This window comes from Eisenibacter elegans DSM 3317 (assembly GCF_000430505.1).
Taxonomy (GTDB): Bacteria; Bacteroidota; Bacteroidia; order Cytophagales; family Microscillaceae; genus Eisenibacter; species Eisenibacter elegans.
In genome coordinates this window covers 75,133-92,593 of the sequence record NZ_KE387152.1, presented here as the reverse complement: position 1 = coordinate 92,593, position 17,461 = coordinate 75,133, and the positions used below count along the sequence as shown (strand labels likewise).

At 47.4% G+C, this 17,461-nt stretch carries 20 protein-coding genes; 12 read left to right on the top strand and 8 right to left on the bottom strand.

Features of this window, described 5'->3' with window-relative positions; genetic code table 11:
* Nucleotides 1-97: 97 nt before the first annotated feature.
* Together G499_RS0110695 and G499_RS19610 are read right to left on the bottom strand one after the other, a co-directional pair.
* On the bottom strand, nt 98-721 hold the full coding sequence (locus G499_RS0110695) for a thioredoxin family protein (RefSeq protein WP_026999939.1): 624 nt from the start codon (nt 719-721) through the stop codon (nt 98-100).
* 63 nt (nt 722-784) lie between these two features.
* Nucleotides 785-1,237, bottom strand: coding sequence for a TlpA family protein disulfide reductase (locus G499_RS19610; protein WP_051296168.1), 453 nt, complete (start codon nt 1,235-1,237; stop codon nt 785-787).
* Between the two features lie 557 nt (nt 1,238-1,794).
* Between G499_RS19610 and G499_RS0110685 the strand changes: the two genes are divergently transcribed.
* From G499_RS0110685 to G499_RS0110670, 4 genes are all read left to right on the top strand, one after another.
* Entirely contained in the window at nt 1,795-2,199 is a 405-nt protein-coding gene (locus G499_RS0110685; RefSeq protein WP_026999938.1) for a response regulator, read from the top strand.
* A gap of 135 nt (nt 2,200-2,334) precedes the next feature.
* Entirely contained in the window at nt 2,335-2,613 is a 279-nt protein-coding gene (locus tag G499_RS0110680) for a hypothetical protein (RefSeq protein ID WP_026999937.1), read from the top strand.
* A gap of 174 nt (nt 2,614-2,787) precedes the next feature.
* The gene (locus G499_RS21175; protein ID WP_154658408.1) at nt 2,788-3,096 is read left to right on the top strand and encodes a hypothetical protein; all 309 of its coding nucleotides are present in this window, start codon (nt 2,788-2,790) and stop codon (nt 3,094-3,096) included.
* 12 nt (nt 3,097-3,108) lie between these two features.
* A complete protein-coding gene (locus G499_RS0110670; RefSeq protein ID WP_026999936.1) occupies nt 3,109-4,614 on the top strand; it encodes an SGNH/GDSL hydrolase family protein in 1,506 nt (501 codons plus the stop codon).
* A 136-nt stretch (nt 4,615-4,750) separates the two neighbouring features.
* Here the strand turns inward: G499_RS0110670 and G499_RS0110665 are convergent, their stop codons facing one another.
* Complete coding sequence (locus tag G499_RS0110665; protein WP_026999935.1) at nt 4,751-5,272, bottom strand: heme NO-binding domain-containing protein; 522 nt, start codon at nt 5,270-5,272, stop codon at nt 4,751-4,753.
* 308 nt (nt 5,273-5,580) lie between these two features.
* Here G499_RS0110665 and G499_RS0110660 point away from each other — a divergent pair, with 308 nt between their 5' ends.
* Entirely contained in the window at nt 5,581-7,092 is a 1,512-nt protein-coding gene (locus tag G499_RS0110660; RefSeq protein WP_035727257.1) for an acyl-CoA synthetase, read from the top strand.
* 140 nt (nt 7,093-7,232) lie between these two features.
* On the opposite strand, the gene G499_RS22090 is transcribed toward G499_RS0110660, so the two are convergent.
* The 5 genes from G499_RS22090 to G499_RS0110630 form a co-directional block, all read right to left on the bottom strand.
* Nucleotides 7,233-7,490, bottom strand: coding sequence for a hypothetical protein (locus G499_RS22090; RefSeq protein WP_154658407.1), 258 nt, complete (start codon nt 7,488-7,490; stop codon nt 7,233-7,235).
* A 143-nt stretch (nt 7,491-7,633) separates the two neighbouring features.
* Nucleotides 7,634-8,596: a signal recognition particle-docking protein FtsY gene (ftsY, locus tag G499_RS0110650; RefSeq protein WP_026999932.1), complete on the bottom strand. Its 963-nt coding sequence runs from the start codon at nt 8,594-8,596 to the stop codon at nt 7,634-7,636.
* A 311-nt stretch (nt 8,597-8,907) separates the two neighbouring features.
* Entirely contained in the window at nt 8,908-9,063 is a 156-nt protein-coding gene (locus G499_RS21505) for a DUF4295 domain-containing protein (RefSeq protein ID WP_081413761.1), read from the bottom strand.
* 56 nt (nt 9,064-9,119) lie between these two features.
* Nucleotides 9,120-9,302 carry a 50S ribosomal protein L33 gene (gene rpmG / locus G499_RS0110640; RefSeq protein ID WP_026999931.1) on the bottom strand — a complete coding sequence of 61 codons (183 nt, stop codon included), beginning with the start codon at nt 9,300-9,302 and terminating at the stop codon, nt 9,120-9,122.
* 106 nt (nt 9,303-9,408) lie between these two features.
* A complete protein-coding gene (locus G499_RS0110630; protein WP_026999930.1) occupies nt 9,409-9,954 on the bottom strand; it encodes a 30S ribosomal protein S16 in 546 nt (181 codons plus the stop codon).
* A 242-nt stretch (nt 9,955-10,196) separates the two neighbouring features.
* Here G499_RS0110630 and G499_RS0110620 point away from each other — a divergent pair, with 242 nt between their 5' ends.
* From G499_RS0110620 to G499_RS0110585, 7 genes are all read left to right on the top strand, one after another.
* Nucleotides 10,197-12,359: a tetratricopeptide repeat protein gene (locus G499_RS0110620; RefSeq protein WP_161627735.1), complete on the top strand. Its 2,163-nt coding sequence runs from the start codon at nt 10,197-10,199 to the stop codon at nt 12,357-12,359.
* Nucleotides 12,356-13,063, top strand: coding sequence for a formylglycine-generating enzyme family protein (locus G499_RS21170; RefSeq protein ID WP_051296166.1), 708 nt, complete (start codon nt 12,356-12,358; stop codon nt 13,061-13,063). Before G499_RS0110620 ends, G499_RS21170 begins: the two co-directional genes overlap by 4 nt.
* An 18-nt stretch (nt 13,064-13,081) precedes the next feature.
* Complete coding sequence (locus tag G499_RS0110610) at nt 13,082-13,828, top strand: shikimate dehydrogenase family protein (protein ID WP_026999928.1); 747 nt, start codon at nt 13,082-13,084, stop codon at nt 13,826-13,828.
* Between the two features lie 124 nt (nt 13,829-13,952).
* Complete coding sequence (locus G499_RS19595) at nt 13,953-14,861, top strand: FKBP-type peptidyl-prolyl cis-trans isomerase (protein ID WP_051296165.1); 909 nt, start codon at nt 13,953-13,955, stop codon at nt 14,859-14,861.
* 391 nt (nt 14,862-15,252) lie between these two features.
* Nucleotides 15,253-15,972, top strand: coding sequence for a hypothetical protein (locus G499_RS0110595; RefSeq protein ID WP_154658406.1), 720 nt, complete (start codon nt 15,253-15,255; stop codon nt 15,970-15,972).
* An 81-nt stretch (nt 15,973-16,053) separates the two neighbouring features.
* On the top strand, nt 16,054-16,761 hold the full coding sequence (rsmI, locus tag G499_RS0110590) for a 16S rRNA (cytidine(1402)-2'-O)-methyltransferase (protein ID WP_026999925.1): 708 nt from the start codon (nt 16,054-16,056) through the stop codon (nt 16,759-16,761).
* A 66-nt stretch (nt 16,762-16,827) separates the two neighbouring features.
* Nucleotides 16,828-17,457 (top strand): ParA family protein, encoded by a 630-nt coding sequence (locus G499_RS0110585; protein WP_026999924.1) that lies wholly within the window; start codon nt 16,828-16,830, stop codon nt 17,455-17,457.
* Nucleotides 17,458-17,461 lie beyond the last annotated feature (4 nt).

Sequence of the window (17,461 nt, the reverse complement as noted above, 5' to 3'; positions counted from 1 at the left end):
ATCTCATACAAAGCAATTCAATTAGGCTCACAAGTTACGAAAAATCCTTGCAAAGTAGGCGCTTTGCAAGGAGGGAATAAGCGTTTGTCTAATGAGATTACATCTCACGCCACTTGATGGTACAGCCAATAGCCTTGGTAGTGTTGGTGTTTACTTTTTGGCCGCCGAGGAGCGCGTCTACGGCTTGCTCTACATACTTTTCGGTAACGGCGTTGGGATCTTTGTGGTTGTTGTCGATAGCACCAATATACTTGACCACAAAATCATTGTCTTTTTTCTTCAACAAGAATACGTGTGGGGTTTTGGTTGCGCCATAAGTACGAGCAATTTCTTGGGTCTCATCCAAGAGATAGGCAAAGGGGAAGCCTTTGTCTTTGGCGCGCTGTTGCATTTTCTCAAACGAATCTTCTGGCTGCTTCACAGGATCGTTGGGGTTGATAGTTACGACAGGGAAGCCTTGGGCAGCGTACTTGTTGTGTAGCGCAATCATACGGTCTTCATATGCAACAACATAGGGGCAGTGGTTGCAGCTGAAGATAAGAATTACGCCTTTCGCATCTTTATAATCAGCCAAAGAGACCATCTTGCCATCTACGTTTTTGAGTTTGAAGTCGCGGGCTTTGTCACCTATTTTATAGCCATCGTTGCTACGGGCGCTGCTTAACAACACTACAGCCGCTACCAGCGCTGTAGCCATAAAACCAAAGAGTACTTTTTTCATAAGAGAATCTGTTTGGGAGTAAATAAACTATGGATAAAGGTAGTAAATGCTGCTAGATAGTGATTAGAGTCTGGGCTTGACGATACGCTCTAGAGCCGCATAGTCTAATTCGCCTTCGTGGAAAAAGCGGAGCGGCTTATGGTTCGACGCAGGTGTGTTTTGTAGGATTACCGTCGCCGGAATGGCTCCTGACCAATCGGGCAGTTGGCGGTTAATCCAAGCGTTGTAATCTACCTCATCAAGCAATAGTACTTGCTGTTGGAGTTGGCGCTTGCTCCTAAAAGCCGTTACACGGTCGAGCTTTTCTACATCGTCCAGGCTGATTAGATATACCTTGAGCGCTTTGTTGGCATAGGTAGTCCCCAATTGCTCAAAATAAGGCAGCTCCTTGACACAAGGCGCACACCAAGTAGCCCAGAAGTTGATTACCCGAAGTGTGTCGTCTTCGATGGCCATCAGTGCGTCAAGTTCGTCAAAATGAATGACCGAAATAGGCGTATCTGCTTGGGCTTGCAATTTGTTTGTTAGTCCAGAGACCATAAAAAAACCCAAAAATAAACACCAACAAAAGCTGCGTAACGATGTGTAAACCATTATGTATAGAGGTGAGTTGAATGTATACTCAATAGAAGTTTGTCTGAGAAACTGATGACTTGAAAATCATCGTATAATCAAATCTAGTGAATCTGTGAATCAAGTATACCTTGGTAGGAAACACTATTTTGTTAAAATAACAAGCCAGTTTTCCAAATAGTTTGCCCAACCATCCTATTTGCGACAGATAACCACAAGAACATCCTATATGTGCGGTTTGGCAGGCTGTTTGGCACACAGTAGTAAGATTTGCCAACAAACTCAAGGGCAAAAACCTATCTTTCACACATTACTTTTTCGTATCTTGCATATTGGGAGCAAATGTGTAGTTTTGTGGATAATTCGCCAAAAGTCTGTAATAAAAAGTTCCCAGTTTTCGACCAAACGTCCAAAAAATTCAACTAAACCTCAAAAAGCTTCGTTTACTGTATAGAGTAGATGTCAATCAAATGATTCACCAAACCCTGAGGTCAAGTAATATGTCCGCAAAAAAAATCCGTAGAGCGTACCTTATTGATGATGACACCATCAATAATTTTTTGTGTAAGAAAATTCTAGAGAAATCTGGATTGATAGAAGAGGTCGTTTTGTTTGAAGAAGCCACCAAGGCACTGGCGAACATCACACAAGCGTTACAAACATCCGACATGCTCCCCTCTCTTATCTTATTGGATATCAATATGCCCGTAATGAACGGCTGGGAGTTTATGGAAGCCTACCAAAAACTGGGCAAGCCTGTGGCCGACATCCGCCTCTTTATCCTCTCTTCGTCGTCCAACGAACAAGATATGGAAAAGGCCAAGAAATATCCTCTGATTTTAGATTATCTCACCAAACCCATAGGGGTCAAACACATTCAACAGCTAGCAGAACGGTTTTTTTAGCCTCACGGCAAGATTATTGCGCACAATGGGCTAAAATCACTAAAAATGACATTTTATGGAATGTGAAAATTGCCAAACAATACTCATTGGCGATTATTGCCACAGCTGTGGCCAAAAGAGTAATGCTGCTAGAATATGTTTTGGGGAGCTGCTCAATTCGGCCAGCCGTTTATTGCCTTTTTCTCTTGGTTTTTGTTTCGCAGAGAGGGGCTAAACTATGCCGAACACTGGGTTTTCAATGCGTATATGTCGTCGCAAACCGCTATTTTAGGCATCTTACGCCTCCCTCTCTACCTCTGGAATCTGTCAGTGGCTACTTGGGCAGGCTTGGCCGGGAAGGCTGTTACGCGCTATACTAGCCATAGGGCTGTTCTTTGTGTCATATTTTGTGTTGATAATGTTGATGATGATTAGTTTCTTTGTCTTCTTTTCGGGGCAAGTGGGTGCATAACCGTATGTTTTCCTCCTCACCAAAGGTCTCCATACATACATGCTCGGGCTGCGCTAGGTTGGGCAAGCCACAAAAGTTCTTTAAATTTGTATAAAAAGAGGCCATTGTCCCTTGTGTTCTCGATTGATTCTGTGTTTATGAGCAAACTCAAATACAACAAAAGTACCCTGAGCACCCTAGAAGAAATGTTTGCCGAAATGGGCTACATGGTGCGTTATGAAAAAGGGAATTTCAAATCAGGTTACTGCATCCTCAAGAGCAAGCGCCTGATTGTGGTCAACAAATACTTCCCCACCGATGGGCGCATCAGCTGTCTGGCAGATTTGATGCACTTCTTGCTCCCTCAACTTGATACTGGGCTTTTGCAACGCGAAGAGCATTTGGCGCTACTACCTGTGATAGAAAGCCACCAACCGGCAACAGCCGCCGAGCCCTCTGCCGAATAACCCCTGTTAGCAATGCGGTATTATGGCTTCAAACTCATCCCCCCCATACGCGGCTTTTGGCTTTTTGCGTATGTATTGGCTTTTTTGGCGATATTAGGCTGGGTTTTGCCCCAAACACTGCCACTTACCGACGCAGAGCTGATTCATATCCCCAGCTGGAAAGATGTGTGGGCCACCCCACGCGACCACTACGCCGATATCACTGATATTCGTGAACGATTTGAGAGCCCGCGCCGCCGCCAAGTCAGTGCTTTGCGTACCCCAGAGGGCAATACCAGCTTTGAAGTAGAAGTCTCGCCCGGCAAAGCCCCAACAGACAGCCTAGCACCCGGCGGTGCCTACGTTTTTGATGAAAAAGCGCTCTCCAAACAACAAAGGATACAGTTTCCCCCCAATACCCCAGATACTTTACTCCAGCCCTTGATGCGCGCTTTGTTGGCGCTGAGCTACGAGGAGCGCTCGGTAAGGCTAATCCATTTTGGGGATTCTCAACTCGAAGGCGACCGTATTACCTCGGCTTTGCGCCAAAAGCTACAAGAGCGCTTTGGAGGTTGTGGCACGGGTGCGCTCTTTCCAATGACCCAACCCTCGCGCCTCACCCTAGCCCAAGAACACAGTACGGACTGGCGTGCCTATACCCTGCTCAGTGCGCGCAATAGCAGTAAAGAAGTAGGGTTGTGGGGGGGAGTGTTCCGATTTGACCCACCATCGGCCACGCTACGCCTCAACCCCTCTCGCTTGGCTTTCGAGCTGGCTCAGGAAGCCGAAATACTCCGCATTTTTTATCGCAGCCCCAAACCTTTTGAGCTGAGCCTCCAAGAAGGCGCGGCAACCCAAACACTCAAAGTAGGAGCCGCGCCTTACCACGGCACCTACGAATACCCGCTGGCACAGTTCAAATGGCAGCCTTTGGAGCTGCGCCTCGAAACCAAGTCCGGCGTTTCTCCCGATATCTACGCCTTTGGGCTGGAGTGCCGCTCGGGGGTCAATGTGGATAATGTCGCTTGGCGGGGTAGCTCCGGAACAGAGTTTACAAGGATGGATGCCGAGCGCCTCAAACATCAAATCAAGACAATGGGTGTCAAGTGCCTCATCGTACAGTTTGGGGTCAATGTAGTGCCCTATATCCGACAAGATTACCGCTATTTTGAAGAATTGTATTACCAACAACTACGGTTTCTCAAACAACTTTCGCCGGACTTGGTCGTGCTGGTAGTCGGAGTATCAGATATGTCGCTCAAAGAAGGGACTCGTTATATTTCGTATCCCAATATCACCCAAGTACGTGATGCACAGCGCAATGCTGCTTTTCGGGCAGGTCTGCCTTTTTGGGATTTGTATGAGGCGATGGGGGGGCAAAATGCCATGCCAAGCTGGGTATATGCTGACCCTCCCCTAGCAACCAAAGATTTTACACACTTCACCAATCGCGGCGCAGGAGTAGTTGCCGAAATGCTCTTCAGCGCCCTGCTCTATGAATTTGACCGTTTTTACTACCGCCAAAGCCAAGCAAGATAAATGCCTATGGCGTGCCTAAAAGTAACAAAAAAAGCCACCCCGAAAACCTCAGGATGACTCTTTGGGGTATTATAATTGAATATTGGCTAACTTGGTCGTGGTGTACCTTTAGGATGACTCTGTTGTTGACACCGTGCTAGTCAAAAACCAAGACCAATTCCTCTTCCGAACGTTTGTCTATCTTGGTATTGCAGCTGTAGTGTTGGTCAAGTCCTTTGAGCAAGCTGATGAACAAATCAATCAAACCACGCTGAGAGTTATAGCGCAGTCGCAACTCCCGCTCATTGAGCCATTCATACTGAAAGCGTGGTGGGCGCGCATTGGCAATACTCTGGGTCATAAAATTATGGATAGAATCTAGCTTCAACACCATCTCCTTGGTGCTTTGTGTTCCTTTATAAAAGGCGGCATAGATTCTTGGTGCATACACACACGACCAATGGATGCCGAACTCATCAAAAATTTCGGGAACAGTTTTTTTGACTACCCCGGCAGTTCTGACAAACAGGTCTATAGAGAGCTTCTCGTTGATGTCTTCAGTGATTGAAAACATATGAAAAACAGGTAAATTGGAAGCTTTTAGGCATTCTTCCCATACTTGATGGCCGTAATTGGTCTTGACCATCTCTTCTAAACATTTCAGAATCGTTCCTTTCATAAATAATGAGTATTGATAATTTTTGTACAATACGATTTTGAGAGCACTTCTTATACGTTCAACAGCAAATTTTGATATGGCTGATATGTGGAGCAAAATTTGACAGGAGTGATGCGCCTTGCACCATTATCCCGATATAGTAAATTGTGTAAGCCGCTGTGTTGGGTGCTATCGGTATATTGGTTGCCGATTTTTAAGCCAGATACGTATTTTGTGAGTGTATCTATTTGGATATAAGCTGTTTTTAACCCTTTTTGTCGTGTAAGTATGTTACTTTTATCTCACTTACCACACTGATACTCAAATCTATGCTTGATTCAAACATTCCTCTGTTGGCGCGAGTCTCCACCTATGGACAACGCGTAGCGCTTTATAGCAACGAACAGCAATATACCTATGCCACACTGTACACAGAAGCACTACAAATAGCTTACCAACTTTGCGCGCAAGGGCTTAAGCCGGGAGGGTGTGTACTACATTGGGCATTGGCAGATGCAACCTATGTGAGCACTCAGTGGGGGATTTGGTTGGCGGGGGGTATCGCCGTTCCAGTCAGTACAAGTTATCCTTTGCCCGAAATAACTTATTTGGCAACCGACAGTCAAGCTCATCATTTCATCTTGCCTGACGCGCTACTTGCACAGTTTGAAGCCCTCAAAGATGCAAATCCCGACATTCAGTTGTTAAGTTTTGAATCTTTGTTAGGCAATCCTATGCTTCATCCGCCAAGCCTGCCCGAGGTAAGCGCCCAAGCGCCTGCACTGATGATTTATACAAGTGGCACTACAGGTAAGCCCAAGGGTGTAGTCAGCACTCATCAGATTATCGCAAAACAAATCCAGACCTTGGTAACGGCTTGGGCTTGGCAGGCCGATGATTGTATCTTGTTGCCCTTGCCGCTACACCACATCCACGGGCTAATCAATGTGCTTTGTTCAGCCTTATGGGTTGGGGCGCAGGTAGTTATGATGCCCAAATTTGAGGCTCAAAGCGTGTATCGAGCGCTGAGTAGCGGGCGCTATACCTTGTTTATGGCTGTCCCTACCATATATCATCGTTTGCTGGCCACACACGCAGAAGCCGACATAGCCGCACAAACGGCCTTTGCTCAAGCCTGCCGACAGATGCGCTTGATGGTGTCTGGCTCAGCAGCGCTGCCCGTACAAGTTTTAGAGGCTTGGGAGAAGTTGAGCGGACATACCTTGCTAGAGCGCTATGGGATGACAGAAATAGGAATGGCTTTGTCCAACCCATTGCAAGGAGTTCGCAAGGCCGGCACAGTAGGTTTGCCCTTGCCGGAGGTTCGCGTCCGTCTCGTCGATGAGCAAGGCACACCCATAGAAGCTTGGGGGGAGCCTGGTGAAATTCAGGTACAAAGCCCTTGCCTTTTTGTAGCCTATTGGCAAAAGCCAGAAGCTACTGCTGCCAGTTTTACCCCTGACGGCTGGTTTCAGACCGGTGATATTGCCGAACGTGATGCAGAGGGCTATTATCGTATCTTAGGACGCAAGAGTACGGATATCATCAAGTCTGGAGGATACAAAATATCCGCCCTAGAAATAGAAGAAGTACTCCGACAGCACCCCCTCATTGCAGATTGTGCAGTAGTAGGGCTACCCGACGTAGCGATGGGCGAACGCATTGCTGTAGCCTATGTACCCCGTTCGGTAGCTGATACACTAAGTTTAGAAGCGCTGCGAGATTGGGCCAAAACTAAATTAGCGCCCTACAAAATTCCAGTATTACTATCTTGTTGTGAGGAGCTACCCCGCAATGCGATGGGAAAAGTACTCAAAAAGGCGGTCAAGGAGTTGTTCTAAACTGGTTGATTGTAAAGCCACTGGATATTGTGATAGGCTCCGTGTACTCGACGAATGAGTGCACCAAAATGAGGTCTCTTATGATTCCGAAGCTGATACTGCATATCTCTTTTCTGACATTATCCAGTGGCCTTTGTTACTTATTTGGGGCCTTTGCCCTTACCTTTCCCCTTACCCGGGTGGCCTTGTTTGTGGCGATGGTGTCCCGGGTTGGTAGAGTTTGGATGATGAGGGTTTTTGGGGTTTTTATTCCATCCCGGAGGGTTTTTCTGCCCGCCTTGGTTGCGGATGGTGATGGTGGTGCCGCCTGGGCGTGGTTCGCAGGCTGTTGTGCCTAAGCTCAAGCAGGCCATAAACAAGCCTAAAAAGGCTACATTCGCAATTTTTCTAGTCAACATTTTTATACCAAGACTAATTTGATTTCCCTGATTATCAGGGCCTTTCAATACACGCATTTCCCAAACCAATCTTGATTGGGTAATCATCTTGATGAACGCAAGATAGCGGTTATTATGATACACCGTTGCAAGTTATTCTTAGCCTAGTCGTTGTTTTTTTCAAAAAGAGACGCTACAAAAGCCTGTCTATTAAAGAGTTGTAAATCTTGAATTCGTTCTCCTACCCCGATATATTTGACAGGTATTTGGAGCTGGTCAGAGATGCCAATCACAATCCCCCCCTTGGCTGTGCCGTCGAGTTTGGTAATGGCCAGAGCGCTGACCTGAGTAGCCTTGGTAAATTCGCGGGCCTGCACCATGGCATTCTGGCCGGTGCTACCATCCAAAACGAGCAAGACTTCGTGTGGCGCATCAGGGATTACCTTGGTCATCACCCGACGGATTTTGCTTAGCTCATTCATGAGCGGAATTTTGGTCTGTAGTCGGCCAGCGGTATCAATCAGGACTACATCTGCTTGTTGGTCGACAGCAGTTTTGACAGCATCGAAGGCTACCGAAGCAGGGTCTGTATTCATCCCGTGTGATACTAGGGGCACCCCTACGCGTTCGGCCCAGATGCCCAGTTGGTCTACCGCAGCGGCTCTGAAGGTGTCGGCGGCTCCTAGTACTACCTTTTTGCCGGCCTGATGAAACTGCGCGGCCAGCTTCCCGATAGTGGTTGTTTTGCCTACCCCATTTACCCCTACCACCATGATGACATAGGGCTTGTGTTGGGGCGGGAGGTCAAAGGCGGTTTGGTCTTCTGATTGGTTTTCGGTCAGTAGGGCAGCTATTTCTTCGCGCAAGATACGGTCTAGCTCCTGAGTGCCGAGGTATTTATCACGCTTTACACGTTCTTCTATCCGCTCGATGATTTTGATAGTAGTTTCTAATCCAACATCTGAGCTAATGAGGATTTCTTCTAGCTCATCGAGTACTTCCTCATCAACCTTAGACTTACCGGCTACGGCTTTGCCGAGCTTATTGAAGAAAGAAGTTTTGGTTTTTTCGAGTCCTTTGTCAAGCGACTCTTTTTTTTCTTTGTTGAAAAATCCGAAAATTCCCATAAGGCGGTTGTTTTGAGTGATGAGTTTTGAATAGTAAGTAATGCGGGGTTATGCCGCTGTCTGCTAGTGCAAGCCGAGCTTGTGTGATATAGAGGAGGTGTATTGAAGTGATTGGAAGGCTGTTTGTTGTTCCTCAAGATTGCCGCCTCATCCATAATATGGTAAGGGAAGCTCCGAAACTACGTGCTTTGGGGTTAGGCATTGGCTGATGTAGCAATAATACAAAAAAAGAAGCCTTGATTAAAGACTTCTTTCACAAAAACTTTGTGCCGTATTATTGGTAATAGGTCCCATATACAGCTTTTGGGTGCTTATTTCTTGGCGAGTACCTTAGGAACATCGTCTACGCCGACGATTTCTTCTACAAAGGTGTACGCACCGGTTTCAGGCGACTTTACCGCACGGATTACTTTGGCGAATCCTTTGGCGGAACGGTCTTTTAGGGTTGCGACGGTTTTCTTTGCCATTGTTGTACAAGTTTAAGGGGGTGAAACCAACGGGTGGGGTTAGCCCACCCATAGGATTACTTGATTTCTTTATGAACGGTATATTTCTTCAGGATGGGGTTGTACTTTTTCAACTCCAAGCGCTCCGTAGTGTTTTTACGGTTCTTGGTAGTGATGTAGCGCGAAGTGCCGGGCATTCCGCTGTTTTTATGCTCTGTACATTCCAAAATCACCTGAACTCTGTTGCCTTTCTTAGCCATGGTCTATGTGTATTTTAGGGAATTGAATGGGGATGATTTATCCGATAACCTAGGCAACGCCGGAGCGGCCTGTGGCAAAAAGCGCCTCTACTAGAGGGAGGAGCGATTAGGCTTCAGCTTCGGGAGTTGCGTCGCTTTCAGCTGCGGGTGCATCTTCGGCAGGAGCGTCAGCGGCTTTAGCAGCAGCTTCAGCTTCTTCTTGCTTCTTGCGGAGCGTTTCGGCGCGGGCAGCACTTACTTTGGCTTCGGCTTCGAGGCGAGCTTTGGCAGCGGCTTCTTTTTCTTGAGCCAAGCGTGTTACTTTGCCTGCGATTTTAGATTCTTTCTCTTGCGTCCAAGCGGCAAAACGGGTATCGGCTTCTTCTTGGGTGATAGCCCCTTTGATAACCCCGATTTGAAGGTGTTTCTTGTACAAAACACCACGGTACGATAGCATCGCACGAACGGTATTAGTAGGTTGAGCACCATTAATCAACCACTTCAGCGCGAGGTCATTGTTGAGCTCGATGCTGGCCGGGTTGGTGTTGGGGTTATAAGTACCGATTTTTTCGATGAAGCGACCATCACGTGGTGCGCGCGCGTCTGCTACGATCACGTCGTACATAGGCTTTTTCTTGCGGCCTCTACGCGCTAAACGAATTTTTACTGCCATTGCGTATTTGTAAAATAATAAAGGTGAAACATGCGCAGATCTCGTCTGCCTGTTTAGGGCTGCAAATATAGTAAAAATAAACACAACTTTGTGGTGTGTCATAGATTTTGTACAAAAAACTTATGGGGCTTCAACCTACAGGCCTATTTTTTGTAAAAAATACCCCATCACCAGCGGTTCGGTGCAAAATTTGCTTAGCAATAAGGAGTACACTCAACATACCTTCTTTTTCTGCAAACGCAATGAAGTGGATTCCAATAGCATTATTGCTAGCCATATATACACTTGTGGGGGCAAATAGCGCCCAAGCACAGGTACGTCTGGCGGTTTTACCTGACAATGACCCTCCTGTCGATAGCCTAGAACACAGTCTGGCTCGTACCGAAGACCCCGCACAACAAGCCCGCCTGCTCAACCAAATTGCCAGTATCAAGCGCTTCAACAATGTGCCTCGTTCTTATGAGTATATCCAAAAAAGTTTGCGTATTGCCCGCCAACTACAAGACGATATTCTGTTGGCTCAGGCGCTGTATCATATTGGGAATTATTTTTTTGATAATAACGACCACCACAAAGCGCTACATTACTATGGGCGCAGCTTTAAGCTTATAGAAGACAAGAGGCATCAGGATGACCTCAAGGCCAAAATCATCAATGAGTTGGGTAGTACCAATTTCCGTATGGGCGATTATGAGTTGGCATTGGAATATTACCACCAAAGCCTTTCGCTATACAAACAACTCAAACTAGCTGAAGGAACTATTGTAACGATGACCAATATCGGCAGTGTTTATGTGGCCAATCAACATCCACAACAAGCCCTGCGCTACTTCAACAATGCGCTTAGCAGTGCCGAAAAACTCCAAGACCAAGGCCTGATGAGCCGCACACTCTACCACATTGGAGAGACCTACTACGATATCAGCAGCTACGACTCCGCCCAAGTCTATTTTGAGCGTTCGGTACTTGCAGGCCGCCGCGTGGCCAACAACGCCCAACTGCTCTCACCACTCAACCGTTTGGCTGGCTTGTACCTACGTCGACGGGATATGGATCAAGCCCTGGCTCTGTATCAAGAAGGATTGAGCTTGGCTAAGAAATCGGGAGAGTCTTTTGCCATCGCCCAAGCCCTCTATAATCTAGGGCGCGCCTACTGGGTCGCTGAGCAGCCCGACAAGGCCACTCCTTATTTCCAACAGTCTATCAAAGCTACGCTCCCTACCGGCGACAAAGAGCTGCTGCGCAATAACTTCTACCTCTTGGCCAAGAGCTTTGAGAAAGACAAAAAAGATGCAGAGGCACTCCAAGCCTACCAGCAATTTATGCGCTACAATGATTCGCTTTTCCACGAAACAAGGCTCTCGGTCGTTACGGAGATGAACACGCGCTTCAACCTAGAAATGAAACAACAACAACAACAATATGAAACCCAGAAAAGCGCCGACACCTTACAAAAGCGGCTCTTATGGTCGATAGTCGGCTTATCCTTGGTTGGTGTCGTAGGCCTGTTGATTGCTTCGGGCTATATGATGGTACGCCAACGTCAGTTAGCCATAGACCACCACCAACACCTCCAACAAAAAGATAACCAACTGTACCAACAACAAGTGCGGCTCGAACGCCAACGAGAGCAAATCCAAGAAGCCAACCTACAATACAGGCATACCCTAGAGCAAGTCGGTGTTTTCCAACAAGCCCTATTGCCTGCGCCGGCGCTTATTCGGCATTATGTCGATGATTTTTTTGTAATCCGACAAGCCGCCTCCAGTGTCTCTGGTGATTTTTATTGGATGACAGCCACCAACGACAAAATTTTTGCTGCTGTAGCCGACTGTAGCGGCCAGAGTGTTTCAGGAGCACTGATGAGTATCACAGGCAGCGCCCTGCTCAACGAAATCGTCCGCCAACAACAAGTCCACTCCCCGGCGGTAATTTTGGAAGAGCTGCACCAAAGACTGATGCAAATCAATGCCCAACAACCCCACGAAGCTCCAGCCTACATAGACCTGTGCCTCTGTATGCTCGAAAAAGCGGACTATGACGAAAACAAAATGATTCTTACCTTTGCCGGTGCGAAGCGCCCATTGTACTATGTCCAACACTCACAAGTAACCGAACTCAAAGGAACGGCACAGAGTGTGGGGCTGCCCAATACCACGGTTTCTTTTGATAACCGTTGTATAGAGGTACAACGCGGCAGCCTGCTCTACCTTACTTCTGATGGATTTACGGATGAGCACAACGGCGACAAAGGCAAGGCTTGGTTTAAAGAATTGCTACGAAGCGAGTTGGCCAATTTGCCCTTACCCAAACAGAAAGAAGCCTTAGAGCAAGCCCTGCGTGCCTATCAGCAAAGCGCCGAGCGCCCTAAAGATGATACCACTGTTTTGGCTATGATGTTATGAGTTTGAGACTATTTTTGCTTTTTTTTGGTTCCCTGTTCCTAACACCGGCGCTGGGCGCTTGGGCACAAGCTGCCGATAAGATGACCTTGCTCAAATCCGGCAAAACTACTATTGGCGAAATGCAGGGCTTTGAAAACGAAGCACCTGCTTTTGAGCAATGGGTGGGCGACTTCAAAATAGACCTCGCCCCGGTAACGGTGGCGGAGTTTCGGCTGTTTGTCAAAGTTACCCGCTACAAAACAGATGCCGAGCGCCGTGGCTATGGGCTGGTCTATGACTCCAGCAGTGCCCAGTGGCAAGAGGTAGCCCTAGCTACTTGGCAATATCCCTACGGCCCCGAAAAAGAACGAGCACCCGCTGAAGCCCCTGTTACACAAGTCAGCTGGAACGATGCTCGAGCCTATGCCCAATGGCTGGGCAAGCGCCTGCCCTCCGAGTTTGAATGGGAATATGCCGCCCGTAATGCCCACATTTACCACCTACAAGGGATGCAGGGCGAGCTGTGGCAATGGTGTGATAACGCCTACCGCCCCTACGGCCAACAAGCTTATTACAACAAACGTCTTAACCAGCCAATGGCTTTGAGGGGAGGTATAGACACCAACAAGCCTCGACATAGCTTCCGCCCGTCACTGCGAATGGGGCTGCCCGTAGAGGTTTCGCGAGCTGATGTAGGCTTTAGGTGTGCTCAAAGCGCCCAATAACTTAGCCCAACCACCAATATGCGCACCTACGGACTTATTGGGCAGTCGCTCAAACACTCTTTTTCCAAAGACTATTTTTCTAAAAAATTTGCTCAAGAGGACATCACAGATGCCCGGTATGAGTTGTTTGAGCTGGCAGAAATCATTGAGTTGCCAATGCTCTTACAAAATACCCCCCAACTGGCCGGCCTCAACGTAACCATCCCTTACAAGAGCGCCGTCATCCCCTATCTTGATGTCCTCGATGCCTCTGCTGAGCTTGTGGGGGCGGTTAATGTGATTGCTGTTGCCGCTGATGGCCGCAAAATAGGCTACAACAGTGACTATTACGGCTTCCTACAATCGCTACAAAATTGGGAGGCTTTTCACTCTGAGCACCAAGCCCTCATATTGGGTAATGGAGGTGCCGCTAAGGCTGTGGTAGCAGCTCTCAAAACACTAGGCATCACCTATCGACTTGTATCACGCCAGCCTCAAGCCGAAACACTCAGTTATACCCAGCTAGCTACCTGGCCTGATTTTGAGCGATACACGCTCCTTATCAACACTACTCCCCTAGGGATGTATCCCCATACTGACACTTGCCCTGATTTACCTTATGAGCGCCTACATAGCAAATTCGCGCTCTATGACTTGGTCTATAACCCTGAGCTGACTCTATTCTTACAAAAAGGCCAAGCCCAAGGCGCTACCACTAAAAATGGGCTCGAAATGCTGTACCTGCAAGCAGAAAAGGCTTGGGATATCTGGTCGAGCACTGACTGAAAGACTCACAAACAAAAACAGCGCAAAGTTTGGGATAAATCTTATAAAACAGCTTAACTTTACACCGCCGATAGCGGCATCTTATCTTAAATTTCGTATTACTACCCACCCTTTGTACAACGTGATGAAGCATCTCAAAAGAATATCGCTGTTTGCTTGTTTGGCAGCAGCTACTCTAGTAAACTATGGCTGTGGCCAAAATAAAGGCGAAAAATTTAGCACTGAAAGCGGACTTGAAGGGGTGCTATTTGCCAAGGATAAAAAAGCAACCAAGGCCAAAATCGGCGATTTACTCGACTTTGAGTACGCTATGTATGTAGTCAGACAAGGTAAAGAAGACTCTTTGCTCAACAGTGACAAAATATCAGGCCCTGCTACTATGGTTCCTTTAGAAACTCCTGCCTATCCCGGCGATGTGATGGAGATTTTTACAATGATGGCCCTAGGCGACAGCATTTTTGTACTTACCAGTGCAGATTCTTTGGAGAAATATACAGGCCAACAACTCCCTCCTTTTATCCCCAAAGGCTCAAAACTGAAATATATCTTCAAGCTTACCAAAGCACAAGACCGCGAAACTTTTGAAAAAGAACAAACCGCAAAAGCAGACGCTCAAAAAGCTATTGACGATAAGCTGATTATGGAATATATCGAGAAAAATAAACTCGATGCCAAAAAACAAGCCTCAGGCTTATATTATGTACAAACAAAGGCTGGAGCCGGCGACAAACCCCAGATTGGCAGCGAAGTAACGGTACACTATACCGGAATGTTGCTCAATGGTACTAAGTTTGATTCATCAGTAGACCGCAAAGAGCCTTTCAAGTTTCCTGTGGGTGTAGGTGCAGTAATCCCCGGCTGGGACGAAGGTATCTCACTAATGCCCAAAGGCGAAAAGGCAACCTTCCTTATTCCTTCTCACTTGGCTTATGGGCCTAATGGCGCAGGTGGTGCTATCCCCGCCAATGCAGTGTTGATATTTGAAGTAGAAATGCTTGATTTCAAAGAACCTGCAAAAGAAGAGAAAAAGTAAGCATTTTTGTATTATTGACTCTTCCATAATTTTGTCATAAATCCTTAGTGATAGGTTTGAGAGCCTGTCATTAAGGATTTTTTTGATGCCTGCAAGGCTTCATTTCCTTGCCCAGCTTATGCTACTGAGAAGCCCGAAAATATTCCCCCTTCCAACACAGCACAAACAGTCTTCTCTGCTCGATTCGGGGTATAGAAGACTTTTTGTACTTTTATACCGATTAAACAAGGCACTGGACATTTTTCAAATCCCACAATCAAAACTGCAAGCGAAGTCTCGTTTTACCCCCCAAAAAAATGAGGCCTCAGCCTATCTCGGAGCTGGAACTCCGAGCTACTTTTCCAAAAATGTCCGGCAGGATGCCGATTAACTTAAGCTCTAAACAACGAATATGATGGACACCGCAGCTGAAAGCCCTCAAAAACAAGCCCTCAAACAACACGTACTGCACTATTGGCAGGGCTTTCGCCAACAAGGGCTGAGATTTGTGAGAACGGTGTTTGGCTGGCTGATATTGGTCTTGGGGATGGTATTGAGTAATTTGCTGCTCTTTATATGGGCCTTGAGCAAGGTATGGCAGTCAGGTTTCGGTTGGATGGCCTTTCCCTCCTTGGTCGGTATTGTGTTGGTAGGGATAGTCTCGACAGGATATGTAGGTTGGCAAGCCTATTGCCAAGGTCGGATGGCGCTCGTACGCTCTTTGTATGAGGCCGCTCTTCAGCCATTTTTCGCCTATATTTGCCAGTTGATTGCCGAGCAGCTAGTCAAGCTAGTGCGTGTTTCGACCAAAAACCCCACCGGCACAACACTGGTGCGCCACTTACAGCTGCCCAAGCTACTCAAGAAAAGTGTCAACCGATTCCCTGTCCCCTTGCAAAGAGCCATAAAACTAGTTTTTATACTCGCTCCCCTAGAACGATGGCTCACAGCCTTGGCCGATGACATCCGCCAAAACAAAGTCGATGAACCCGGACAGGTGCTCTACGAACAACTCGATACGTTCTTATACGAAAATATATTCCCCCAAACCAATAACACAGGAATCTTGATGTGGTGGGCGGTCAATATAGGACTGGTCGTTTTGCTGGTTTGGCTAGGAATCGGTATCTGACACACGAACACACCCGGGTATCTCTGGTTTTCTGCACATACAACAACCTTGGGTTAATACGACACAATTTTATTTATCACGATGAGCACAACACCTGTTTCCCCTACCCTATACTTAGTTCCTACGCCTATCGGCAATTTGGAAGATATGACCTACCGCGCAGTGCGTATCTTGCAAGAGGTAGACCTGATTTTGGCCGAAGACACCCGCACTACGGGCGTGCTGCTGAAGCATTATCAAATCCAAAAACCTTTGCAGAGTTATCATATCCACAACGAACACCAGCTGGTGCGCCAGTGGGTGGCACGGCTACTGCAAGGCAAAAATATTGCGCTCGTGTCTGATGCGGGCACGCCTGCTATTTCAGACCCGGGCTTTTTACTAGTCCGTGAGGCACTCAAGGCTGATGTCAGGGTGGAATGCCTGCCCGGGGCGACGGCTTTTGTGCCGGCCTTGGTCAATTCGGGGCTGCCTACGGATAAGTTTGTATTTGAGGGCTTTTTGCCCCACAAAAAAGGGCGGCAGACCCGCATTCAACTATTGGCGGCAGAGACCCGCACGATGGTTTTTTATGAATCGCCCCACCGGCTCGTCAAAACACTCAGCCAACTGGCCGAAGCTTGGGGTGAGGGTCGCCCCGCTGCCGTAGCCCGAGAGTTGACCAAGCTCTACGAAGAAACCCGACGCGGCACATTGGCCGAGCTAGCCCAACACTATACCGAACATCCCCCCAAGGGCGAAATTGTGTTGGTAGTCGGGGGAGTAGACAGCGTGTCAAACCCTGAATAGTCAGGATAAAATTTGGATTTTGTAGGCAAAGCCTGTATGTTTGGTAAACCTATCTAAACCAAAATCATGGCTTATATCATTTCTTTTATCAGCCGCAAAGGAGGCACGGGCAAAACCACCAATGCCATCAACATCAGTACGGTGCTGCATAGCTTGGGTTACAAGGTTGTCTTGATAGAGACCGACACCAACTACACCCTGAGTACCTTGCGCCAGATGGAACTGCACCAATCGTCGGCCAAACCCGATTCGGTATTCAAAATCATCGGCTCCGACGATGCCGGCGTATTGGAAGATATCGAGGTATTGCAAAAGCGCGAAAACCCAGACTACTTCGTCATTGACAGCGCCGGCAAAACCACTGATGAGTATATCAAACAATTGGCCATCAAGAGCGATATGGTCATCGTGCCTACGAGCCTCTCCCAAAACGACCTGTTGGTTACCTACCAAACCATCGAAGACCTGCGCCCCGCCCAACAGCTCAACCCCAAGCTGAAGTTGGTTGTATTGCCCAACCGACTTCACAGCCGCACGAGTGTGGTAGGCATCCATAAACAACTCGAAGACCTGCGGGTAATTCTGCCCGAGCAGTTTGTGCCTCAGAAAAATATCTATGCGCAGTTCAGTACCATTATGCCCGAAAAAGAATACCTGCACATTACGAAAGAAATCGTTCAATATACCCAATCATAAGAGT